At 38.6% G+C, this 22,491-nt stretch carries 22 protein-coding genes; 7 read left to right on the forward strand and 15 right to left on the reverse strand.

Annotated features, from left to right (window positions below; genetic code table 11):
• Positions 1–362: 362 nt before the first annotated feature.
• Together MKY06_RS14615 and MKY06_RS14620 are read left to right on the forward strand one after the other, a co-directional pair.
• Positions 363–1,385, forward strand: a complete 1,023-nt coding sequence (locus tag MKY06_RS14615; RefSeq protein WP_098278036.1) for a hypothetical protein — start codon at positions 363–365, stop codon at positions 1,383–1,385.
• Positions 1,386–2,229: 844 nt separating this feature from the next.
• The gene (locus MKY06_RS14620) at positions 2,230–2,826 is read left to right on the forward strand and encodes a mechanosensitive ion channel family protein (protein ID WP_029322439.1); all 597 of its coding nucleotides are present in this window, start codon (positions 2,230–2,232) and stop codon (positions 2,824–2,826) included.
• Positions 2,827–2,828: 2 nt separating this feature from the next.
• Here MKY06_RS14620 and MKY06_RS14625 read toward each other — a convergent pair whose 3' ends face one another.
• The 3 genes from MKY06_RS14625 to MKY06_RS14635 all read right to left on the reverse strand — a co-directional run bounded on the left by MKY06_RS14625 (position 2,829) and on the right by MKY06_RS14635 (position 5,029).
• Positions 2,829–3,407, reverse strand: coding sequence for an HAD-IA family hydrolase (locus MKY06_RS14625; RefSeq protein ID WP_013057546.1), 579 nt, complete (start codon positions 3,405–3,407; stop codon positions 2,829–2,831).
• Positions 3,408–3,535: 128 nt separating this feature from the next.
• Entirely contained in the window at positions 3,536–4,537 is a 1,002-nt protein-coding gene (locus tag MKY06_RS14630) for a hypothetical protein (protein WP_061859275.1), read from the reverse strand.
• 72 nt (positions 4,538–4,609) lie between these two features.
• Positions 4,610–5,029 carry a hypothetical protein gene (locus MKY06_RS14635; RefSeq protein ID WP_013057548.1) on the reverse strand — a complete coding sequence of 140 codons (420 nt, stop codon included), beginning with the start codon at positions 5,027–5,029 and terminating at the stop codon, positions 4,610–4,612.
• 405 nt (positions 5,030–5,434) lie between these two features.
• Between MKY06_RS14635 and MKY06_RS14640 the strand changes: the two genes are divergently transcribed.
• Both MKY06_RS14640 and MKY06_RS14645 read left to right on the forward strand, forming a co-directional pair.
• A complete protein-coding gene (locus MKY06_RS14640; RefSeq protein WP_013057549.1) occupies positions 5,435–5,926 on the forward strand; it encodes a hypothetical protein in 492 nt (163 codons plus the stop codon).
• Positions 5,927–6,006: 80 nt separating this feature from the next.
• A complete protein-coding gene (locus tag MKY06_RS14645; protein WP_013057550.1) occupies positions 6,007–6,141 on the forward strand; it encodes a hypothetical protein in 135 nt (44 codons plus the stop codon).
• Between the two features lie 57 nt (positions 6,142–6,198).
• Here MKY06_RS14645 and MKY06_RS14650 read toward each other — a convergent pair whose 3' ends face one another.
• The 8 genes from MKY06_RS14650 to MKY06_RS14685 form a co-directional block, all read right to left on the reverse strand.
• Positions 6,199–6,486, reverse strand: a complete 288-nt coding sequence (locus MKY06_RS14650) for a DUF4183 domain-containing protein (protein ID WP_098278038.1) — start codon at positions 6,484–6,486, stop codon at positions 6,199–6,201.
• Between the two features lie 227 nt (positions 6,487–6,713).
• Positions 6,714–7,946, reverse strand: a complete 1,233-nt coding sequence (locus tag MKY06_RS14655) for an aminopeptidase (protein ID WP_053487397.1) — start codon at positions 7,944–7,946, stop codon at positions 6,714–6,716.
• Positions 7,947–8,089: 143 nt separating this feature from the next.
• Complete coding sequence (locus MKY06_RS14660; protein ID WP_013057552.1) at positions 8,090–8,884, reverse strand: IclR family transcriptional regulator; 795 nt, start codon at positions 8,882–8,884, stop codon at positions 8,090–8,092.
• A 51-nt stretch (positions 8,885–8,935) separates the two neighbouring features.
• Positions 8,936–9,712, reverse strand: coding sequence for a fumarylacetoacetate hydrolase family protein (locus MKY06_RS14665; RefSeq protein ID WP_098278039.1), 777 nt, complete (start codon positions 9,710–9,712; stop codon positions 8,936–8,938).
• Between the two features lie 107 nt (positions 9,713–9,819).
• Positions 9,820–11,997 carry a malate synthase G gene (locus MKY06_RS14670; RefSeq protein ID WP_098602468.1) on the reverse strand — a complete coding sequence of 726 codons (2,178 nt, stop codon included), beginning with the start codon at positions 11,995–11,997 and terminating at the stop codon, positions 9,820–9,822.
• Positions 11,998–12,168: 171 nt separating this feature from the next.
• On the reverse strand, positions 12,169–13,620 hold the full coding sequence (locus MKY06_RS14675; protein WP_029322453.1) for an FAD-linked oxidase C-terminal domain-containing protein: 1,452 nt from the start codon (positions 13,618–13,620) through the stop codon (positions 12,169–12,171).
• Positions 13,604–14,965 (reverse strand): (Fe-S)-binding protein, encoded by a 1,362-nt coding sequence (locus tag MKY06_RS14680; RefSeq protein WP_029322455.1) that lies wholly within the window; start codon positions 14,963–14,965, stop codon positions 13,604–13,606. Before MKY06_RS14680 ends, MKY06_RS14675 begins: the two co-directional genes overlap by 17 nt.
• Positions 14,966–16,291, reverse strand: coding sequence for an FAD-binding oxidoreductase (locus MKY06_RS14685; RefSeq protein ID WP_289915284.1), 1,326 nt, complete (start codon positions 16,289–16,291; stop codon positions 14,966–14,968).
• Positions 16,292–16,673: 382 nt separating this feature from the next.
• On the opposite strand from MKY06_RS14685, the gene MKY06_RS14690 reads away from it, so the two are divergent.
• A complete protein-coding gene (locus MKY06_RS14690; RefSeq protein ID WP_289915286.1) occupies positions 16,674–18,374 on the forward strand; it encodes an L-lactate permease in 1,701 nt (566 codons plus the stop codon).
• Positions 18,375–18,433: 59 nt separating this feature from the next.
• Here MKY06_RS14690 and MKY06_RS14695 read toward each other — a convergent pair whose 3' ends face one another.
• Positions 18,434–18,706 (reverse strand): hypothetical protein, encoded by a 273-nt coding sequence (locus tag MKY06_RS14695; protein WP_223260190.1) that lies wholly within the window; start codon positions 18,704–18,706, stop codon positions 18,434–18,436.
• Between the two features lie 133 nt (positions 18,707–18,839).
• Positions 18,840–19,487, reverse strand: coding sequence for a VC0807 family protein (locus MKY06_RS14700; RefSeq protein ID WP_029322461.1), 648 nt, complete (start codon positions 19,485–19,487; stop codon positions 18,840–18,842).
• A gap of 252 nt (positions 19,488–19,739) precedes the next feature.
• On the opposite strand from MKY06_RS14700, the gene MKY06_RS14705 reads away from it, so the two are divergent.
• Together MKY06_RS14705 and MKY06_RS14710 are read left to right on the forward strand one after the other, a co-directional pair.
• A complete protein-coding gene (locus MKY06_RS14705; RefSeq protein WP_014459567.1) occupies positions 19,740–19,886 on the forward strand; it encodes a hypothetical protein in 147 nt (48 codons plus the stop codon).
• 108 nt (positions 19,887–19,994) lie between these two features.
• Positions 19,995–20,798 carry a lipid II flippase Amj family protein gene (locus MKY06_RS14710; protein WP_013057566.1) on the forward strand — a complete coding sequence of 268 codons (804 nt, stop codon included), beginning with the start codon at positions 19,995–19,997 and terminating at the stop codon, positions 20,796–20,798.
• A 27-nt stretch (positions 20,799–20,825) separates the two neighbouring features.
• Here MKY06_RS14710 and MKY06_RS14715 read toward each other — a convergent pair whose 3' ends face one another.
• Positions 20,826–21,602 (reverse strand): ABC transporter permease, encoded by a 777-nt coding sequence (locus MKY06_RS14715; RefSeq protein ID WP_013057567.1) that lies wholly within the window; start codon positions 21,600–21,602, stop codon positions 20,826–20,828.
• Positions 21,599–22,489 carry an ABC transporter ATP-binding protein gene (locus MKY06_RS14720; protein ID WP_013057568.1) on the reverse strand — a complete coding sequence of 297 codons (891 nt, stop codon included), beginning with the start codon at positions 22,487–22,489 and terminating at the stop codon, positions 21,599–21,601. Before MKY06_RS14720 ends, MKY06_RS14715 begins: the two co-directional genes overlap by 4 nt.
• Positions 22,490–22,491 lie beyond the last annotated feature (2 nt).

The raw sequence follows: 22,491 nt of genomic DNA on the forward strand, positions 1-22,491 counted from the left end.
AATCAAGATGACTTTTGCTGTTTTTAGCGTACCACTTTTCACTTTTGCTATTTTTGGCGTACTATACTAAGCCTTTTGCCGTTTTTGTCGTACTAAAACGCATAAAGTTTTTTTTGATTTTTACTGATCGTAACAAACACTGTTCTACCGGCGCTTGCTTGCTTTTGCCGTTTTTGTCGTACTAAAAAACCTATACGCTGAACCCCTTGATATGACAGCATTCTTTGAACCTTTTGCCGTTTTTAGCGTACTACTCGTTCGTTTGCGATTCTATTTCTTATTGATATAATTTTCACAAGGTATTCTTTGTTATTTTACCCTAATAAATTATTGTTGATGTGAAATAGATTGGAGGGATTCTCATGATAAAAAAAGAATTTGCGAAAATTGGAAAACAAATTATTCGCCAATTGTCTAGCACCGTAGAAAAATATAAAGATATTGAAGATCACATGGACCTAGACGCTCATGGGAACCCTACAATCAAAACAGTGGCAGAACATCACCGTTTATCTAAATCTCAAATTTCACAATTAATTTTTTATCACTTCCTTCACGTTGATGAAAGAGGTATTATTTGTGATGTTTCTGAAAAAGAGATTGCAGCCGCGTTGAATTGTACAGTTCGAACAGTTCGCAACAACAATGTAGTATTAGCAGAAACAGAATTAATTTCCTATTCTCGCAGCGGCAAAGGAATCAATATTTGTATTGTTCCCTATCCTCAATATTTTGAAGAACACGGCTTTGGGTTTATGGAATTAGAATATACTCGCTTTGAAGAACTTATTCTAATTGAAAATGTAAATGCCCTTCGCTTAGAGCTTCGCAAAGAATTGGTTTATGACAACGATACGATTAAGCGTCAGTTTAATCCTGGAGAAAACACTTCAAAAATTAGCTTTAATGACTATAAAATTTTTACACCGAAATATACTCACTACAAAGGTATGATGCAAAAAATAGCTGAAACGCAGACGAGCGCATTTAAAACCGTTGTCCAAGGATCTACTATTTTCTTTGTTTTAAAAGACGGAGCTAAAAATGGCAAGATGTCAAAACAAGAAAAGAAAGAGCAATACGATGCGGCGATTCGACGTACTATTGAAGAGACTTTTGTAAAATTATCTGGACACAGCACAGATTCTACAGGAATTGTTATGTCTTCATTCCAAAACGAAGACATCGCTGATTTGGTTCAGCTTTCTTTTGAATATGGTATTGAACGAGTGAAGTCTGCCCTTTATTCTCTGATTGAACAGGCCTTCTTCAGCCATGATGCTCAAGTCGTTGAAAATTACGGTGGGAAAATCCGTACGCTCATTCGAAAAGAGCTTTCAAAAAATCTTCAAGATCAAGTCCCTGCTGAACTTACAGCTTCATAAGGGGCTTATTTGGCATGCCTTTTTTTTGTTTTATCTCCCTTCTCTTCTCTTTTTGATACAAATAGCGCAAACAAGCACCCATTTTTGCAGCTATCCAATTCCATTATCCTATCTATATAAACGTAATGAGTTCAAATAAATGATATTTCTTGTGTACAACTACGGAATATTACTAAAAAAACACCTTGATACTTATCCACAAAAGAAAGAAAACATATTCAATGACTGTTATATCATCCTCCTTGCTAATAAAAACATCCCTTTTACTTTTTTATTAACGATGATTTCCAGGTCATTTACTCTTTAACACGACTACTTTTATCCACAGTGGAAATAATTCATACTTTTAACAGCAATCTTCATACCATTGGTTTTAAAATCCATCTATTGCAGAAGAAAAAACATAGTAAATAAAATGGTTTCCATATCTGTTGTTATAAAAAAACATCCTTTAGCTAAAGGATGCTGTTCACAAAAAAGTTCTATTTTCCACACAGTTATTTATTGAAAAGCTATTTCTTCTCTAACCCTTGATACCATTGGGTTTTTAGAGTTTTTTCCTCTCTTTAATATCTGTATATAATGTTTGTTAATAATATCTATACTAATCTCTGCTATAAGGTTTTATTTAATATTTGTATAAAGAAATGTTTTAAAAATATCTATACCTGAGGATTTTCACTTTTTCTAAAATAAGGAGTTTTCATTACATATACCAAATACAAATAAATTAAAATAAAACAATAGTTCAAACACTTCTTAATAAATTCTAGTAGTATATTTTCCAAAATAAATTATACTATTCAGTAGAGAAAATTTTATAAAGCAAGAAAGGGACTTAGTCATGAAAGACATACATTGGGTGCAGCAAACTTTATTTAATACCGGTAAGTGGATTGACATTAGTGAAGTAATCATAAAGATTATCTTGATTTTTATTATTGCTCAAATTGTCATCCGGTTTGCTCGTAGTGTAATTAATAAAATCTTTGATTTCAGATTTAAAACTAAGCTGCTGAGGTACAACGAACGTAAAGAAATAACGCTGAAAAAGCTTTGTCTGAGCATTGTCATGTACGTCGTGTATTTTATTGTACTTATTACGTCTTTAGAAGCAATCGGAATTAATATGAAAGCACTTTTAGCTGGTATTAGCGTAGCAGGATTTATTACAGGCTTAGGTGCACAGAATTTGATTAAAGATATTTTAAACGGCTTTTTTATTCTGTTTGAAGATCAATTCTCAGTAGGAGATCACGTATCCATAAATGATACGAAAGGAACTGTTGAAGAAATTGGATTGCGCACGACAAAAATTCGCGGAGTTGACGGAGAGTTTTACTTTTTTGCTAATAGTAACATTACAAAAGTAGCGAACTATACGCTCGGTGAAATTCCCGAAGTACATAAGCCTGAACAAATAAAAACTCGTGAAGAATAGCTTCACGAGTTTTTATTTACGACAGTTGTAAAAAATTGATCGTATGATGTAAGGTGATAATCTGCTTCAATGTCGTCATTTTGAAATGCACATGTTTTGATTCCCAGTTCACGGGCAGGTTTTAGATCAAGCTCGCGATCTCCAATCACTAAATCGAGCTGATACTTATCGTGAAGATATGCATAAGCGCCGCTATCAGGCTTTCGTTTGTAGCCATCATCTTTTGTAATGATCTCCGTAAAATAGTGCTCCATATTAAAAAATGCAAGAATATCAAGAGTAGACTGTCTAGATTTATGCGTAACAATTACATTTGTATCCGCAAAGCTCAGTACGTCTTCTACGTGAGGAAAAGCAGGCTTATCTTTAGGATTGATTTTCTGTTCGAGCACATGGAAGTGTTTATCAAACAAAGACTTTTCAATATCGAAGTGCTTAATTGCTACGTCAGAAGATATCTTCATTTGTTTTAAAATATCGCCTTCTGAAATCGTTTGATCTGTTAGTAATTCTTTGAATGCTTTTACAATCGTTGGATAGGTATCAAAGATGGTTCCATCAAAGTCCCATAAAATATTCATTTTCGCTGTCTCTCCTTTTTTAAAAACGTAACGATTATACCAAATTTTTCATTGCTTGTCAGTGAACCATTTTGTCGTCGTTGCATTTAAAGTAAAAAAACTCGTTTTATACGAGTTTTTTTACTTTATTAACTGCTGCTGCATCCACTCCCACAGCTTGAGCTGCTGCAGTTTGAACTCGAACAGCTGCTGCCGCTGTCATGATGGTGATGCCCTCCATCGTGGTGATGATGGTGGCGATTGTCTTCCCATGGGCTTGAACAGCTATAGCCGCTGTACGAGGCTGTATCTCCCGCATAGATTGTCTTTTTGTATAGCAGCAGTTCATTCATATGTCTTGAAAAGTCGGTAGCTTCGTAAAGTGAATAAAAAACAAAGCCTTGAAAAAGAAGTTCGTTTGATACATTCCCTTTTTTTAATGCTTTTTTAAAGTACGACGATCCTCCCGATTTCATTCGTTTTTTTGCATCCTTAATTTCTTCTTTTAACGCTTGAATCAAATGTCTCTGCTGTTCTTCCCATTTGCCGTTTCTTAAAAAATAGCGATCTAGCAATTCATCTTCTGACAATCTTTGAAAATCTTGAAGCGTACTTTTATCAAGCGGATGCTGAAAAAATTTCCCCCAAAGCAGTCGGCTGTTGCCCGTTATGTCAAACAAATGAGCATACATCCAATCAAAGAAGGCGCGCTTATCCGGCTGTGGTGATGGCGTAGTGTCTACATTTGGCTGGTGATGCAAAAAACGGTCAAAAAAACGGTCTGTAAAACGCTCATAATCCACTGTAAACATGATCATTTCGTGCCACACTTCATCTACTTTTGCACTAAACATCGGTACGTCTTTGATGACTGCATTTAATAAAAAGTAGCGCTTCATCTCAAAAAACGTCCATTCTACTTCATCGGCTTTTGTATTTCGCCCTTTCATACGCTGTTTCACCTGTTGAACATAGGCTTTCGGTAACGAATCTTCTAGTGAATGAACAATATCTTCAAAACCATTACCTTTATGTATTCCGAGCTCATCTGGAAGCTCCTCTTTATACAAGCGAAATCCCCTTGGCTTTCCAATCCCTTTAATAATCAAAGCTAAAAGAATTACCGCTCCTACTATAATTGCTGCTATCATCTTCTTCCCCCTATACCGCGTCTATATATTCAATATTTTACCACATTCGTAAAATACAAAAAAAGAGCTCAATTAACTTGAGCTCTCGTCATCATCGGGCATCTCGTCTACCTTTTCTACTTTGACTAGACCTTTTGTGCTATATTCAAGATCAAAGTATGCTTTAACGATATCCCCTTTTTTCAAATTGCTTGGAATCGGTTCATTTAAATTTTTATCGGAAAATTTAATGCCCGTTCCTTCTTTTGTTGTTCCGCTGTATGTACCATTTTCGATTTTTTCAATAGTAATATAATACACTCGATATTTGTGCGCTTCCTCGTCGCCCTTTGCTTTTTCTTTAACGGTTTCTTGTTCAGGAAGCTTACTCAGTGTTTCTTGGGCCTGTTCGGAAGTCGGCTCTGCTGATCGATTTATGAATTGCATCACAACTAACACTAAACATATAACTACTAAAACTAATAATAATATCTTTTTTGCTGATAAAGACAATGAACTGTGCCTCCTTACACCTTTATGTATATCATGCTGCACACAAGAGATTATACACGATAAAGGATTAGAAATTGGGATAAATTCTATAAAAATAGTAAAAATATGAGAAAGTACCTAGAATTTTTTACGCTTTTCTGCACTTTTTTGAGATAGAAAAGAAATTTGGTACCTTATCCTTAAATTGTAACTGATTCGCTTCATTTTCGAAAAGAGTTTTGCCCATTTTGTCGTAAAAAAGTCATAATAAGAAGGAATATCACACCATATTGTCGAACGTATGTATATACTTGTAATGAACTGCCGAACTGCTTTTCTCTACCCTCATTGTTGAGGCAATATGGCAACTGAAACAGCTTGCTGTTAAATTCAGATTACACATCTATTCAGGAGGTGGAATGCAAAATGATGTTTGCACTTATTGTTGTAGTTGGTGTCGTAGCACTTGGCGTAGCTAGCTTCTACGTCATTAAGCGACCTCAAGGCGCTGTTGATCCTGAGGATCGCAAACCGCTTGTTTCTGTAAACGGACATGTTAAATTTGCAGAAGGAATTAATCAAATTTCCATATCTAAAATTGACATGTACGATCAGCGTCTTGTTATCAATCAAGTAGCTATTATTCCATTTAACCGTATTCAACGAGCAGAATTTTCAAAGGTTGTCAAAAATGAAAAAGGCCTTCACGGAGCTCCTGTTCAACGCTATTTCGGTGAATTAACCATTCATTTCACAGACAAGAACGGGCAAGAAACATACATTCGCTGTGAAACACCGAAAAAAAATCAATTTCACCTCATCTACCAGTACGATTTAATGAAAAGACAATTAAATAAGCGTCTTGGTCTCGAAGATCTGCAGCCTTACCTTACTCTTCAAGAACCATACGAACTATAAGAGAAAACCTCCCTTTTTCACATATTATTTCACTTCCCTGTACATACTAGAAGCGAAACTGAAAATGGGAGGTCATTCCAATGGATTTCGTCCGTTTTTTGCAATATTTTTGTTCAATCGCCGGCGCTCTATGCTTAGGGTTTACCTACTATCACATGTTCAAGCGTGACTCTCCGGTTAAAAAAGAAGAATCACAGCAAGGTGGAACTGACTAACGTTCACCTTGTTTTTTTATGTGCAGGCATGTGTACTTCGCATTTTGTGGTTGAAAGTTAGATTACTTTAATCATTTGTAAAATCACGGGTGATTTTTCTAAAGGAATATCCTCTGTGTTAATGATAAGAAGTCCTTTTTGGACGCTGTAATTGGAGGAAGGCTGTAACACACCGTTTATGAATAGATTACTGTATGAGTAGCTCTCAGGATCCAATATATGCTGAGTGCCGTATTCTTTTAATGCATTTTGATCTGTAAAGATGCGCTTGCTGCCTCCGGCTACCGTATAGTATTCAAAGACGCGAACTTTTTTCGGAAATATATACCTGAATTCCTGCTGGATCTACCATTTTGGTTCTCCTATAGTATTAGAAGTTACAAACTTTGCGCCTGATTCTGATACAGATGTACAAACTTAAAAGTAATAAAGTGAAGATTATGCTATCGTTTTGTTTTAAAGCGTAATGGCGTGTAAGATATATAAATCTCAGTTTTACAGAAATTTAGTGGTCACAATAAAAGCTTCTGGGGACGTAGCGCAGAAGCTTTTATTATTGTTATTTATTTAATTCAAAACGCCCAGTTCCCTTTTCTAAACACAGGCTCGCTTGTACCGTCAGCTTTGATGCCGTCGATGTCCATTTCAGCTGAGCCGATCATGAAGTCAACGTGGGTGATGCTGTCGTTTGCTCCGTTTTGTGATAGCTCTTCTTTAGACATCGTTTTTCCGCCTTCTAAACAGAAGGAATACGAGCTGCCGATAGCTAAGTGATTGGATGCATTTTCGTCAAACAGCGTGTTGTAGAAGATGATGTTTGACTGAGAAATTGGCGATTGATGCGGTACTAAGGCTACTTCTCCTAAGTATTTGGCACCTTCATCTGTTTCAATTAGGTGCTTTAACGTTTCTTCGCCTTCTTCTGCATTTACATCAACAATTTTTCCGTTTTCAAATGTTAGCGTGAAGTTTTCAATTAAGTTTCCTGCGTAGCTAAGCGGTTTTGTGCTTGTTACTTGACCGTTTACGCCGTCTTTTTTTGGAAGTGTAAATACTTCTTCTGTTGGCATATTGGCCATGAACGAGTTACCGTCTTCATTAACACTGCCTGCGCCAACCCAAATATGTTTGTCAGGAAGCTCAATTGTTAAATCTGTTCCTGGCGCTTTATAGTGAAGCTTAGCAAATCTCTTTTCATTTAAAATGTCTACTTTTGTATGTAATGAAGCGTTGTGCTCTTCCCATGCGGCCACTGGATCTTCTTGGTCTACGCGCACAGATTTAAAAATAGCTTCCCACAGTTTTTCTTGCTGCTGTTCTTCTGGAACGTCAGGAAATACTTTAGCTGCCCAGTCTTTTGAAGGAACAGCTACGATGGACCAGCTGATTTTATCGGATTGGATCGCTTCACGGAATTTTTTCATTGCTTTTCCGCTTACTTTTTGGAACGCAGCAATACGTTTGCCGTCTACTCCTTTTAGTAAGTCAGGACCGCTTGAAATTACAGATAAAACAGCGCCTCCGTTTTTCACAAGCTCTTCTCTTGCTTGAGCTTTCCAAGCAGGAAATTCATTAAATACAGATTCATCCGCTTTTTCATATTTCAAACGAACTAAATGATCGTCATGCCAGTCTACATCAACAGACTTTGCTCCGGCTTCGTACGCTTTTTTCGCAATTTCACGAACAAAATCAGCGGAAGAAATATCGGCATTAATGTTTAATACTTGCCCTTTTTGAATGTTTACACCGACTTTTACAGCTAGCTCGGCGTACTTTTCAATATTGCGCTCAAACTGTTCCATAATTTATCTCCTTTACGTATATATTCTAACGACTTTATTGTATCATGAATAAAACATCAATTAAAAATCCTAGCCTATAGTTTACATAATATAATTACGTTATTTTACAGATTATTATATAGCAAAAGTTTGTTCTCTAAGAATCAGAACAAACTTTTGTCTTTCACAGATTCAGTTTTGTAGCCGAGCCGCTCCGAAATGTTCTTGCCTATATCAACCATGCGTTCTTGAAGATACGTTAATCGCTCATTTGTCATACGCATAGTAGCACCGGAAATGCTGACTGCGGCAACGACTTGACCAAGGTGATCAAAAATAGGCGCTGCGATGCAGGTAATTCCATATTCATTTTCTTCTAAATCCAGCGCATATCCTTTTTGTTTTACTTCTGAAAGTTCTCGAAGAAAGCTTTCTTCATCTGTAATGGTGTGATCTGTATGAGCTGGTAAGCCTTTTCTTTCAAGAATGCTTGTTACCGTGTTAAGCGGTAAAAAAGCTAGGATAGCTTTACCGACAGACGTACAGTGCATAGGGGCTCTTTTCCCCACTTTTGAATGCATGCGCAGCGTCTGATTGCCTTCTAATTTTTCAATATACACTACTTCACCTTGATCGTAGACAACAAGATGAATAACTTCATTTGTTTCACTTTCAAGTTCTTGCAAAAACGGCTTTGCTTCCGTTCGTAGATCAATAGAATCTAAAAGTTTTGAACTTACTTCTAAAAACTTATACCCAAGCTTGTACCGCCCGGTTTCTTGATCTTGTTCAATATAACCGTACTGAGCAAGGGTAGTTAAAATACGGTATACGGAGCTTTTGTTGATGTCCATTTGCTTTGCAATTTCTGTGACGCCTACCCCTTCTCTTTCCATGCTGACAATTGTGACAATATCCAACGCCCGGCTTACAGACTTTACCATATTTTCTCTCTCCATTTTTTTCTCTCCTTTATGTGTCGTGTTACTGCCGGGCATTTTGTATCACTCTTATACGTTTACACGTTCTTTCTCTGCAGCAAACGGATTTTGGAGGGTTCCAATTTCTCGGATGGTGCATTCAATGACATCGTTTGCGCTTACCAGCTCCGCGCCGACCGGACTTCCTGTTAAAACCACATCTCCCGGCTTAAGGGTCATAACAGTAGAAAGGTAGGCGATCATTTGCTCAACGGAAATAATCATTAAATCTGTCGAGCTATTTTGTTTTTCAACGCCATTTAAAAACGCTTTTACATGAATGGATTTAAAATCAAGCTCCGTTTCGATTACGGGGCCAAGAGGCGTAAATGAATCAAAGGATTTTCCAATGGTCCAGTGCCCGTCTTCATGAAAATAATCCGGAGCCGTTACATCGTTTCCAATTGTATACCCAAATATATAGTCCACCACGTCTTCTTTTGCGATGTTCTTCGCTTCTTTTCCAATAATAACTGCAAGCTCGGATTCAAACTTGATGTGCTCAATCGCGGCTGGAATGACAATGGCCTCGTTTGGACCGATCACAGAGGATGTGGGCTTAAAAAAGAAGACAGGAATAGAAGGCACTTCTCTTGGCAGCTCCGACTTTGCAGCTGCATAATTTGCGCCTATTCCAATAATTTGATTCGGCTCTAAAGGAGCCAAAAGCCTTACTTCACTCGGTGAAAAAGTCTCCCCTGTATAGTCCCATTTCTCAAATATATTTCCTTTAATGACGCTGATCGTATCCTCTTTTAGTACACCTGTATGACGGCTATCTTGTACAGCGAACCTTACAAATTTCATAACATAGCTCCTTTTCCCATTTGCTTAATTTTAATAAGAATAGTAGATAGTCAGATTCTGAAGGTGTAAGTACAGCCTGCCATCCCTATGCTGACAGGCCGTTTGTTTTACTGTTTTATAGCTGCTTTTGCCTTTGCTTCGATACGGCGACGGTGTAAAATTGGCTCCGTATAACCGTTTGGCTGATCATAGCCTTGAAATACTAAATCGCAGGCTGCCTGAAAAGCAATGGATGCGCTGTAGTTCGGTGCCATTGGCTGATACAGAGGATCATTTTCATTTTGTTGATCCACTACTTTTGCCATTCGTTTGAGTGTCTCCGTTACTTGTTCCTTTGTACAAATTCCATGATGAAGCCAGTTAGCCACGTGCTGACTGGAAATACGAAGCGTTGCTCGGTCTTCCATTAGCCCTACATTATTAATATCCGGTACTTTTGAGCACCCTACTCCTTGGTCGACCCACCTTACTACATAACCAAGTATTCCTTGAGCGTTGTTGTCGAGCTCCTGCTGAATTTCATCTTTGCTCCAATTTGGTTTTTCTGCCACAGGAATTTGCAAAATGTCATCTTGTAAATCAGCAGACTGAGTAAGCAATTCGTTTTGAACATCTCTTACATCAATTTGATGATAGTGAAGAGCATGAAGCGTTGCTGCTGTTGGTGAAGGCACCCATGCCGTATTCGCTCCTGCTTTTAAATGCCCCACTTTTTGTTTAAGCATTTCCGCCATCATATCCGGCATTGCCCACATTCCTTTTCCGATTTGAGCGCGGCCTTGGAATCCGCTTGCTAATCCTACATTTACATTAGACTGCTCGTAGCCTTGAAGCCATCTAGACGCTTTCATATCATTTTTACGGATAACAGCGCCCGCTTCCATTGAGGTATGAATTTCGTCACCTGTTCGATCCAAGAATCCAGTATTAATAAAAGCCACTCGGTCTTTTACTTCTTTGATACACGCTTTTAAATTAAGCGTCGTGCGGCGCTCTTCGTCCATTACGCCAATTTTAATCGTATGACGCTCAAGCCCTAGCATATCTTCAATTGAATTAAATAACGTGTTGGCAAAAGCCACTTCTTTGGAGCCGTGCATTTTCGGTTTAACGATATAGATAGAGCTCTTTTTAGAATTTTGATACGTGCCGTTTTTAAGCAAGGTGTGTTTGGCAATTAAACTAGTAATCACGCTGTCTAAAATACCTTCATAGATTTCGTTGCCATTTCGATCTAAAACAGCGCTGTTTGTCATTAAATGCCCAACGTTTCGAACAAACATAAGCGAACGGCCAGACAGTGAAATCTTTTTCTTGCCGGGAGAAATATAGGTACGGTCTGGATTTAAACGCCTTGTCATGTTTTGACTTCCTTTTTTAAAAGTAGACGTCAAATCACCTTTCATTAATCCCAGCCAGTTGCGGTAAACATCTACTTTATCTTCTGCGTCTACTGCCGCTACTGAATCTTCACAGTCCATAATCGTCGTAAGAGCTGCTTCCATTAAAATATCTTTTACACCCGCATCGTCTGTTTTACCAATCGAATCCGTACGATCAATTTGAACTTCAAAATGCAGCCCGTTGTTTTTGAATAAAAGAGCATCAGGGCTTTCTTCTTCCCCTTGATACCCTACAAATTTCTCGTCTTCCTGTAATTCGGTTAAACTGCCATCGTTTAATTGAGCGACAAGCTTTCCATTTTCAAGGCTGTACTGAACCACTTCCGCATGAGAAGACTGAACGAGCGGAACGACTTCATCAAGAAAATTCTTCGCAAACGCAATAACTTTTTCTCCTCGAATTGGATTATAAGAACTCGTGCGCGAAGCTCCATTTTCTTCACTGATTGCATCAGTGCCGTAAAGAGCATCATAGAGACTTCCCCAGCGTGCATTAGCAGCGTTAATAGCATACCGGGCATTATTTACAGGTACAACAAGCTGCGGTCCTGCCTGATAGGCAATTTCGCTGTCTACTCCTTCTGTACCAATAAGGAAATCTTCTGTCTTGTCTTCTAAATAGCCAATTCTCGTTAAAAACGATTTGTATTCGTTAAAGTCACCGTCAGGATTTTCTTGATGCCATGCATTAATTTGAGCTTGCAGCTGATCACGCTTTTCTAACAAACGTTTATTTACGGGTGTTAACTCGGTTACTAACGCTTCAAAATCAGACCAAAAATTTTCTGTACTTAGGCCGCTGCCCGGAAGAGCTTCCTCATTGATAAATTGATAGAGAACTGGAGCTACTTTTAGATTTCCAACTTGTTTGTAGTTTGTCACCGTCTGTTTCCTCCTCTTACTCTTTTACATTTTTAAATTTGGACGCGCTTTCATTTCTTTTTGCCAAAATGATTAAGACGAACATATGCGGTACTGTTTCTTATTACGAAACAGCGTTTTATTTTTGTTAAAAAAATCATATCATCGAGCGAATATATTTTCAAGAATTTTCTAAAAATATTCTATTTTTTTCATTTCTTTTTTGACTTCAGCGCAGCGGCTCGGACTTGGAAACAGCTTTCCTGCATTTAATAGATTTTTAGGATTAAATACTTCTCGTATATTCGTTTGTGCTTGAATTTCATCTTCATTGAAAACAAATCGCATTTCTTCTTTTTTTTCAATGCCCACGCCGTGTTCGCCGGTAATCGTTCCTCCTGCTTCTGCACATACTTGCAAACATGCGCTTCCGGCGTCGAGTGCTTTTTCAGTTTCCCCGGGCTTTCTAGCATCAAATAATACAAGCGGATGCAAGTTCCCATCTCCGGCGTGAAAAATATTGGCAATGCGAAGGCCAGATTCTTCGCTAATTTTGTTAATTCGCTTCAGCACTTGAGGAAGTTTACTTCTTGGAATAACGCCGTCTTGTACGAGATAGTCAGGGGATATAGCTCCCATCGCTCCAAATCCTGTCTTACGATTTGCCCACCACCTCGCGCGCTCTTCTTCACTTTCAGCTACTTTCACTTCCCGTACGTTTTGTTTTTTACATACGTCTAAAATACGAAGGATTTGCTCTTCGATACCGTCTGAAATGCCGTCTACTTCAATTAATAAAAGAGCTTCAATATCTCTAGGGTGTCCGACTGGAAACGCAGCAGCTTCCACTCCTTCAATGGCGGTTTTATCCATCATTTCAAGCGCAGCAGGCACAATGCCGGCTGATATAATGTCTGATACCGCTTGGCTGCCGTCTTCTACGCGGTCGAAATAGGCAAGAACCGTTTGTTTTGCTTCGGGGTTTTTCAAAATGCGTACCGTAATTTTTGTAACGATTCCTAACGTCCCTTCTGATCCTGTTAAAAGTCCTAATAGATCATATCCCGGTTCGTCTGGAATACCTTGCTTGCCAAGCTCAATTACATCTCCATTTGGAAGCACCACCTCTAACCCTAAAATATGGTTGGTAGTTACCCCATATTTAAGACAGTGTGCCCCTCCTGCATTTTCCGCTACATTTCCACCAATTGTGCAGCAATACTGACTCGAAGGATCCGGTGCATAATAATATCCTTTTTCAGAGATTGAATTGGTTAATTTAAGATTAATAAATCCCGGCTCTACAACGGCACGCCTGTTTTCATAGTCGACGCTAAGAAGGCGCTTCATTTTCACTAAACTAATAACCACTTCGTTATTAAGAGGAATCGCTCCCCCGCTCAGTCCTGTGCCTGCTCCTCTTGCAAGAAAAGGCAAATCATGTTCATTGCAGTATTTAACAATGCTAGAAACTTCTTTCGTATTTTGAGGAAATAACACCGCTTTAGGCAAATGTCTATGAATGGTAAAGCCATCGCAGTCGTACGCAAGCAAATCTTCTTTATGATGCAAAATAGAATGAGGGTCTACTAGCTGAGAAAGATTTTTTACGTGAAGATCTTTTATTCTATTTTTCTTCAACACGATGTGCTTCCTCCTCTTCTTTTTGATAGGCCCACTCCAAAAGCTGTACCGTGTGAACAATCTGCTGACTTCGTCCATATTTTTTTACTCCTACTGCCATCTGCAGCATGCAGCCTGGGTTTCCCATTGAAATCATTTCTACGTCATGAGGCACATGTTCCATTTTACTTTGAAGCACAGCTCCCGCCATATCAGGATTTGTTAAATTATAAATTCCTGCACTTCCACAGCACCGGTCGGCATTAGCCATATGAACCATTTCAACTCCGGGAATAGAGAGTAAAATATCTCTTGGTTCTTCTCTAACTCCTTGGCCATGAGCTAAATGGCAAGCGTCGTGATACGTAATGCGCGTATTCAGCTTTGTCTGCGGAGGGCGATATCCCGTATCGTGAAGGTATTTTGAAATATCCTGGACTTTTTCAGCAAAGACTTCGGCTTTTTCAAGCCACTCTTGCTCTTCTTCTCTAAACAGTTCAGGATACTCTTTTAACATGCAGCCGCATCCCGCAGCGTTTACAATAATAGTGTCCGCATGTTGAAACGCCTCTATATTTTTTTTTGCAAGCTTCCTTCCCATGTCTCTGTCTCCTGCATGAACGTGCAAAGCACCACAGCAAGTCTGAGACTGAGGAATAACAACGTCGTTTCCGTTTCTTCTTAATACATTAAGAGTCGCTTCATTAATATCACTGAACATGACGTCCATGATGCAGCCAGTTAAAAAAGCAACTTCTGCTTTTTTTTCTGCTTTTGCTTTTAGAACGCGTTTCTTTTTATATTTTTTCCGAACAGAACGGGTAATCTTAGGCATTACATATTCCATTTCTGATAGATGTGTTGGCATCATATTTAACATGCCTGTTGCGCGCACCATTTTTTGCATTCCGCTTTTTTGATACAGCTTTAATAAGCTTCCTGCAGCTTCCAAGCGGTGGGAATGAGGAAAAAGTTCCTTAAGAAAAAATTTGCTAATCATCCCTTTCCAGCCGGTCAAAGGCATCGCCTGACGAATTTGGCCGCGAGCTTCTTCAATGAGTCCGCCAACGTCTACATTTGCAGGGCAAGCAGTTGTACAGGCACGGCAGTCCAAACAGGCAAACACAGGGTCTGTAAACTGCTCATTGACGCTTATTTTCCCTTCTGCTACCGATTTGATAAGGTGCACGCGTCCTCTTGGTGAATGCTGTTCTTGCCCCGTTATTTCATAAGTAGGACAAGACTCCAAGCACATTCCGCAGTGTACACAATCCGCCCATTTTTTTTCGTCTGGCGCGTCTTTCCACAAATAATTGCTAACGCTTTGACATGGAGCATCTTTGATATCCGCTTTCGCTGAATTCACTTAGATTCCTCCTATAAATCGTTTATAGTTAAGCACGTTTTTAGCGTCCATCTTTGCTTTAATTCCTGCTAGTAACGGAAAGTGAGAAGGTTCTTCGCCCCATACATTTACTTTTTGGCGCAGTATAAAAGGCAAATGTTTAACGACCACATATCCTCCGTACGTTTTAGCAGTTTCAGTAAATGAAGTAATAACGGAAAGAATGGCATCTTCTGAGCCTTTTATGTAGATCGAACAAAGACCATGTCCAACTCCTCCATGTGCTTTTATCAGCATTGGACGGGACGTTTTTAACACCGTACTTTTAGTTATCACATCCAGTACATTCATATTTGGTACGCCGACTTTTAAAGTGGCTTCCGTTTCTTCTTCTGAAGAACAACGTGCACCATTTGGACTAATGTTACTAAAAAACCCCCAAAATACCTCGGCTTCTTTTTCCTGCAGTATTTTTAAAATTGTATCAGCAGGCTGAATGCTTTTGATATAATTCTCTTGATAATGTACGGAACTTTCCACGTCTTCAAAGCTGATCACAAGCGTAAACAGATGCTGCCCTATTACATCTTCAGCTAGAGAGGGATTTAATAATTCCAAAGCAACGGGCTCTATAATTGAATCTAAGACTTTGCTAACAAACGCATGAATTTCTTCGATATTGCCTGTTGAAAAAGAAATAAAGACAATGCTTTGATACTTAGGCAGCGGACGCAGCTTTAACGTTATTTCGGATATAACGCCGAGCGTTCCCATTGAACCAATAAACAGCTTATTCATATCATAACCAGCCACGTTCTTGACGACTTTTCCCCCTGAACGAACAATGGTTCCATCTGAATATACGACTCTCATACCGATTACTGCATCTCGAGCTGATCCATAAGACAAGCGCTTTGGACCACTTTCATTCGCTGCTATAACTCCGCCGATTGTAGCGTAGTCTCCTAGAGCTGGATCAAGTGAAACTTGCTGATTGTGCGTTTTTAAATACGTTTGCAGCTCTCCAAACGGCGTACCAGCTTTTACAGTAAGCGTCATATCACCTACTGTATGTTCAACAATTCCGCTGTATTCAGTCAGCGAAAGCAAAAGGTCTGCTGTATCTATAAGTCCGCCAAATCCCTTTTTTGTACCACTCCCTTCAATGACGACTTTTTTTCCGTGTTCCGTCGCATACTTTAAAACGGCTGCTATTTCTTGTTCTGAAGTTGGCTTAACACGAAGCGCTCCGTTATTTCCAAGGAATTGATTCATATGCTGTTCTTCAAGTGTGGAAGGATGAGATAAAATGGATTTTAAATGACCTGGAAGCTCTAACGTACTCAATAAATTGACTCCTCTCGTTTTGTAATAGCAAACAACGTTTCACTAGTAACATAAAGAAGTGCCATGTGTAATACGACTGAAAGTAGTAGATTAATAAGAAGGATAATTAGTAGAATAGATGAAAAGATATATTTTAAGCGCTTACAATCATTAAATCACCTATTCTTGGGATTTTCAACCAATATTTTCTTCTTATCAACAAAAAAATGTCCGTTCTTTTGAAAAAAAGTTTCTTTTAGTACTTGCCTATCATAAAAGGATTAGAATATAATGTAAGCGAATTCATTTTTACATAAGTCATCAGATGACCTTATCATCGTAGTTTTAATGGTTTCGTTTTACTAAATTTATAGTTCACTAATTTGAAAATGAGGTGTTAGTTATGACATGGACACAGCAGTTCACTCCTGTAGGAAACAGCGTCATTTGGTCTTCATTAATCGCTTTGATTCCTATTCTTTACTTCTTTTGGGCTCTGGCTATTAAACAAATGAAAGGTTATATGGCTGGAGTTACAACTTTACTGGTCGCGCTTGCTGTTGCAATACTTGCTTATAAAATGCCGGCTAGCATGGCTTTTATGTCAGCCAGTCAAGGAGCCGTATACGGTATACTGCCGATTGGATGGATTATCATTACGTCCGTTTTTCTTTACAAACTAACCGTAAAAACCGGTCAGTTTGATATTATTCGTACCTCTGTCGTATCTATTACAGAAGATCGCAGACTTCAAGCTTTGTTGGTTGCTTTTTCGTTTGGGGCTTTTCTTGAAGGGGCCGCTGGTTTCGGCGCACCTGTTGCTATTTCAGCAGCTCTGCTGGTAGGTTTAGGATTTAATCCACTATATGCCGCTGGCTTATGTTTATTAGCAAACACAGCACCCGTTGCTTTTGGTGCAATCGGTATTCCTATCACGGCTATGGAAGGTCCTACTGGAGTAGCGGCAATGGAAATCTCTAAAATGGTAGGCCGCCAGCTTCCTTTTATTTCTGTATTTATTCCGCTGTATTTGGTTTTTGTAATGGCAGGATTTAAGAAAACATTAGAAGTACTCCCTGCTATTCTAGTATCCGGCGTCTCTTTTGCCCTTACCCAGTTTGTCAGCTCTAACTTTTTAGGACCTGAACTTCCCGATATTTTATCGGCACTCGTTTCACTTTTTGCACTCGCTATTTTCTTAAAATTCTGGAAACCGAAAACAACGTTTCGCTTTCAATCTGAAAAAGCAGCACATGAAGTAGCTTCCGCTTCAGCTGAGCCAAGAGAAACTCAAGATCAACCCGCATTCACGGGGGCTCAAATTGCAAAGGCGTGGTCACCTTTTTTAATTTTAACGATCTTTATTTCTATATGGGGAATTCCTCAAATTAAAACCGCTTTGACAGGACATTATGAAGGAGCTAACGCTTTTTTGAGCGCTATCAATTCCATCGGACATTATTTAACGTTTATGCCAGAAGTACCTTGGTTAAACAATTTAATTTTAAATGGAAATGGAGAACCGATTGCGGCAGTGTATAAGTTAGAATTATTAGGCGCTGCGGGCACAGCTATCCTGTTGTCTGCTGTTGTCACAAAATTTATCGTCAACATCTCTTGGAAAGACTGGTTCATTACGTTTAACGAGACGTGCAAAGAATTAGCGCTGCCACTGCTTACCATTATGTCCGTTGTGGCATTTGCTTACGTGACAAATGCGTCTGGAATGAGTACAACCTTAGGACTGCTGTTAGCTAAAACAGGCGCGTTATTTCCCTTTTTCTCTCCTGTACTCGGCTGGCTCGGTGTTTTTATTACAGGATCAGATACTTCAGCCAACTTATTATTCGGCAACTTGCAAAAAATCACGGCTACGTCTATTGGAATGGACCCGCTTCTTGCGCTTGCAGCAAACTCTTCTGGTGGAGTAACCGGTAAAATGATTTCACCGCAGTCCATCGCCGTTGCCTGTGCTGCGGTCGGGTTGGCGGGAAAAGAGTCCGATTTGTTTCGTTTCACGGTGAAGCACAGCTTATTTTTACTGCTGATTGTCTGCGTATTAACATTTTTACAATCTAATGTATTATCGTGGATGATTCCTTAAACAAAAAAAGCTTCCGTATCTAGAGGTACCCCTCTGAACGGAAGCTTTTTTTCTTTTATTTAAGATCGATTAATGGCATATACAACAAATAAAACTATATCTAGCAAAATCATCACAACACCAACAAGCAGCCAGATGTTTCCTTGAGTCTTTTTCTCTCCTTCTTGCATTTCAAACGCTCGAATAGCAAATACAATTCCAAGGGTAAACACAAGAAAAAACAGCTGACGGTAATCGAAAAACGACAGTACAACAAAAATTAAAGTGAAAAACACCATAATCATTTCTAAAATCCGATAAGGCTGCTTTTGACATGCTAATAATAGTTTCATTTCTTGACCTACTTTCATCCCGTTTTTAATAGCGTTATTTTACTATTAATTTTAAATGAGATGTTAGTGTTTCGAGCACTGTTCACTGTTTTGTAACAAAAAAGCGTACGTTAGTTAAACGCACGCTTCTTTTTTATTCATTTACATTTGGATTCATTGGATTATCAATCCCTGTTTTATCTTGAATTTTTTTATAGATAAAATACGTGTAGACAGCAATTAAAATGGAGAATGCCCACGTAACGGCCTGACGGAATACAATCATGTTCCCGTACCCTTCTACTCCGTACTTTTGAATCAATACGTATTTTACAATTGCTAAAAATACGTAGCGACCTGCGAACAGTACTGTAAGCCAGTTCATCATTTTGAATAAATCAGGCTGGTGGAAGAGTTTTAGAGAGTCTTCTCGCTTATAGCCCATTAAGTAAGCCGTATCTACAAAAAAGTACAAACCAATTGGCTTTTTTATCACAATGGTAAAAAGGACAACTACAGCCAGTCCAATCATAAAGTATACTTGATTGTTTAACATCGTTGCTGCGTTTCCTGAAATTAAATCAATAATGGTACGTGCCAGCAGCGTAATGACAATAAACAATCCTGTTACGTTAAACTGGCGATCTTTAATAAATGTATAAATGGTATACACAAACGCTGGTGCTGTTGAAAGCAAAATGGCATAGTAATCACCAATAATGTCTTTTCCTTGGTTCCATATTAGGTAAGGAATAGCGATATAAAAAAGTAAATCAAACCATACTCGTTTTGTATTGTTCATATATAACTCCTTTAAAAACGTTGTTCCTGCTATTATATGGGATACTACGCAAGAAAAAAAGGCTTTTACCTGGAATGTTATGAAATTTTAATCATTTGATGTTTAGATCCAGAGCGACAGGGAAAACGATTTCTAGAAAGACTTCAAGAATCATAAACATCCAAACACTTGAGCAGCAATACATGTGCCACAAGTGAAAAATGCTGAAAGGATTGATTCATTATCGCACTTCACCTAACGTACACGTCAGAAATGGAAAAGGCCATGCAGCTTTCTCACGGCGTGGGGTATGCTGAATATAGCCGTAAACTAGACAAACGTCTACAGGTGGAAAAAGAACGAGAAAAAGATTATCAGGCTAGCAAAGATATACTGCGTGATATTAACCAGCATCGATAATAAAAAGCCGCTTGCTACCAAGAGTAGCAAGCGGCTTTTTATTTACAAATGAACCAAATTTATACATAATAAGGAAGTGCATGTATCAAAGAAAGGAACTTGCTTATTATGATAGAAAAATTACTTATTATTTGTGTATTTGTAGGAATTATTCACATGATTGAAACACTAGCCTACTCTGTGAGACTTGCGGGCTTGAAAACTCGGAAGCTAGTCGTGGCTCTATCTCTTTTTAATATCATTGTCATTGTTTCAAGAACAGCTAATATGGTGCAAGCTCCGCTGACCGGCAAATTAGGAGATGCGGTTCAGTCTAAAGAAGATTTGCCCGTTCTGCTTCATCAGCTTCAAACTATCTTGCTCGCGGCCTCTATTGGGACAATCGCAGGTGCTCTTTTAATTCCTAGCTTTGTATCAATCTTCTCTCGAATGATTTCACACTTAGAAGTAGCGGGATCTGTACCCAAAATGATGAAAAATATTGCTTCCATACATACGCTTGAGAAAGCAAAAAAACACGTGAAGCGTCCTAGGTGGATTATGCTGTCTCAGCTGCGAATAGGCGGAGTGCCCAAGCGGTTGCTTCTTTTGAATTTAATGGCTACGACCATTTATACAGTAGGTGTTCTTTCCACTCTTTATGCTTCTACGCTCGAGCCTACTCTTTCTAAATCAATTCTGATGTCGTCTGGCCTTATTAACGGACTAGCGATGATTACCCTTGCTGTGTTTGTAGATCCGCAAGTAGCCATTTTAACTGAAAAGGTAATGAAAGGTGAATCCACTAAGCAATCTATGAACAAAATGGTTGGTACACTCGTCATCTCTCGTTTGTGCGGGACAGTGTGTGCCCAGATTCTCTTAGTCCCCGCTGCTCTTTATATTGCATGGATTTGCAAATTAATCCCTTAGAAAAAAGACTTCGTTAAAGAAGTCTTTTTATACATATTCCACTTTTTTGTATCTATGAACAGCAGCAATTAAAAGAAAAAAACTGCTCATTAACGTAACAACTACGGTATAGGTGAAACTTTGTGACCAGTGCAATTGTTCAAGCAGACGAGCGGCGTATTGTGACAGTGCTGCAGGACTCCACTTTAATTGATTCGTAAACAAAGTACTCAAAAATGAAAGTAACGCAATGATCAAAATGCTTACTCCAGCAATCCCTCCGCTTTGTAAAAGGAATGTTCCAGCTGCCACTAAAACGGACAAGATAAAAATCAGCCACAGACTGTATAAAAGAAAGCTAACTAGCATATGAGTCCAATCCACATATGAAAATAAAAGATTTGTATAATACCATGCTGCTATATAGCTTATAAACGTTGAGCCAATGACCAGTACAATTTGCGCAGCCCATTTACTCATAATGTATTGAATGATGCTCACCGGTCTCATCATAACAAGTACAGCAGCATGATTTTGTCGTTCATTTGAAATCATATTCATGCTTGCTAGTACAATCAGTAAGGTTCCTATTGTGCTATATTGTGAAAGGACACCTTGCATTACTTCTTGACCGGTGGGCGTAGGAAGTTGAATAATTGCTCCTTTTGGTAAATTCCCTGCCATGTTAATGATTTGTGGCATATAATAATTCGTTAAAGGCTGTGTGATGCCTAGTAAAATTAGAGAAATTGGCAGCCAAATTCCTTTGCCGTTCGCAAATAATTCATGCAGTTCCTTTTTAAATAAGACTCCAAATGTGTTCATTTGTTCATCACCTCTAGATACACATCTTCGAGAGAATGCTGTTTTCGTTCAAATAAAACAAGGTTTGCTTGTTGATCAACAAGCAGTTGAAGCAGTTGCTGCTGCTGAGATGTATCTTTTACACCTACAGTGGCTTTATAAGGAGAATGAAACAGCACCTGTTCACTCGGCAGACTGCTAAGTGATGCAGGGAGCCTTTCTTCTGTTTCAATCGTAAAAGCAGGAGCCGTAAACTCTTGGCGCAGCGAACTCTTTGTTCCATTCCATTTCATACGTCCGTTTTTAATCATGATAATGTTATCGCATATTTGTTCTGCATCATGCAAAATGTGAGTTGAAAAAAGGATGGTCGTATCTTTTTTTAATGTTTCGATAATCATTAGGACATCTTTTCTGCCTTCAGGATCCAAAGCCGAAACCGGTTCATCTAGAATTAGCAGTTCAGGTTTATGTAACAAGGCTTGCGCCAAGCCCAAACGTTGTTTCATTCCTCCAGAAAAGCCAGCAATTTTCTGCTTTTCCTTTCCTTTTAAACCTACAGTTTCAAGTACTTCATCTATTCGTTGGGAAAGCACATTTTTTGAAATGTTAGATAAAAGACCTAAAAAAGTTAAATACTGCTGAGGCGTCATCCAATTAAAAAACGTAGGATGCTGTGGCAGAAAGCCAATAAATGATCGTACGTCTTGATGTTGTTTATCTTCAAAAGAAATTTTCCCTTTATTAGGTGCAGTAAGACCTGCAATCATATGCAAAGTAGTCGTCTTACCTGCACCATTAGGGCCTAACAGCGCTGCACATTTTCCTTTGTCGAGATTAAATGAAAGGTTATTCACAACAGTTATATTACGATACGCTTTTGTCAGTCTTTCTACTTGCATAAACATCT

The sequence above is a fragment of the Priestia sp. FSL P4-0332 genome (assembly GCF_038005845.1).
In the GTDB taxonomy this organism is placed as follows: Bacteria; Bacillota; Bacilli; order Bacillales; family Bacillaceae_H; genus Priestia.

Bases quoted from the DNA above. Each gene is read 5' to 3' on its own strand.
- MKY06_RS14645 (WP_013057550.1), top strand. From the start codon at position 6,007: ATGGATTTCGTCCGTTTTTTGCAATATTTTTGTTCAATCGCCGGCGCT.
- MKY06_RS14660 (WP_013057552.1), bottom strand. From the start codon at position 8,884: ATGGAGAGAGAAAATATGGTAAAGTCTGTAAGCCGGGCGTTGGATATT.
- MKY06_RS14690 (WP_289915286.1), top strand. From the start codon at position 16,674: ATGACATGGACACAGCAGTTCACTCCTGTAGGAAACAGCGTCATTTGG.
- MKY06_RS14715 (WP_013057567.1), bottom strand. From the start codon at position 21,602: ATGAACACATTTGGAGTCTTATTTAAAAAGGAACTGCATGAATTATTT.
- MKY06_RS14665 (WP_098278039.1), bottom strand. From the start codon at position 9,712: ATGAAATTTGTAAGGTTCGCTGTACAAGATAGCCGTCATACAGGTGTA.
- MKY06_RS14700 (WP_029322461.1), bottom strand. From the start codon at position 19,487: ATGAACAATACAAAACGAGTATGGTTTGATTTACTTTTTTATATCGCT.
- MKY06_RS14625 (WP_013057546.1), bottom strand. From the start codon at position 3,407: ATGAATATTTTATGGGACTTTGATGGAACCATCTTTGATACCTATCCA.
- MKY06_RS14620 (WP_029322439.1), top strand. From the start codon at position 2,230: ATGAAAGACATACATTGGGTGCAGCAAACTTTATTTAATACCGGTAAG.
- MKY06_RS14710 (WP_013057566.1), top strand. From the start codon at position 19,995: ATGATAGAAAAATTACTTATTATTTGTGTATTTGTAGGAATTATTCAC.
- MKY06_RS14720 (WP_013057568.1), bottom strand. From the start codon at position 22,489: ATGTTTATGCAAGTAGAAAGACTGACAAAAGCGTATCGTAATATAACT.
- MKY06_RS14640 (WP_013057549.1), top strand. From the start codon at position 5,435: ATGATGTTTGCACTTATTGTTGTAGTTGGTGTCGTAGCACTTGGCGTA.
- MKY06_RS14695 (WP_223260190.1), bottom strand. From the start codon at position 18,706: ATGAAACTATTATTAGCATGTCAAAAGCAGCCTTATCGGATTTTAGAA.
- MKY06_RS14615 (WP_098278036.1), top strand. From the start codon at position 363: ATGATAAAAAAAGAATTTGCGAAAATTGGAAAACAAATTATTCGCCAA.
- MKY06_RS14630 (WP_061859275.1), bottom strand. From the start codon at position 4,537: ATGATAGCAGCAATTATAGTAGGAGCGGTAATTCTTTTAGCTTTGATT.
- MKY06_RS14655 (WP_053487397.1), bottom strand. From the start codon at position 7,946: ATGGAACAGTTTGAGCGCAATATTGAAAAGTACGCCGAGCTAGCTGTA.
- MKY06_RS14705 (WP_014459567.1), top strand. From the start codon at position 19,740: ATGGAAAAGGCCATGCAGCTTTCTCACGGCGTGGGGTATGCTGAATAT.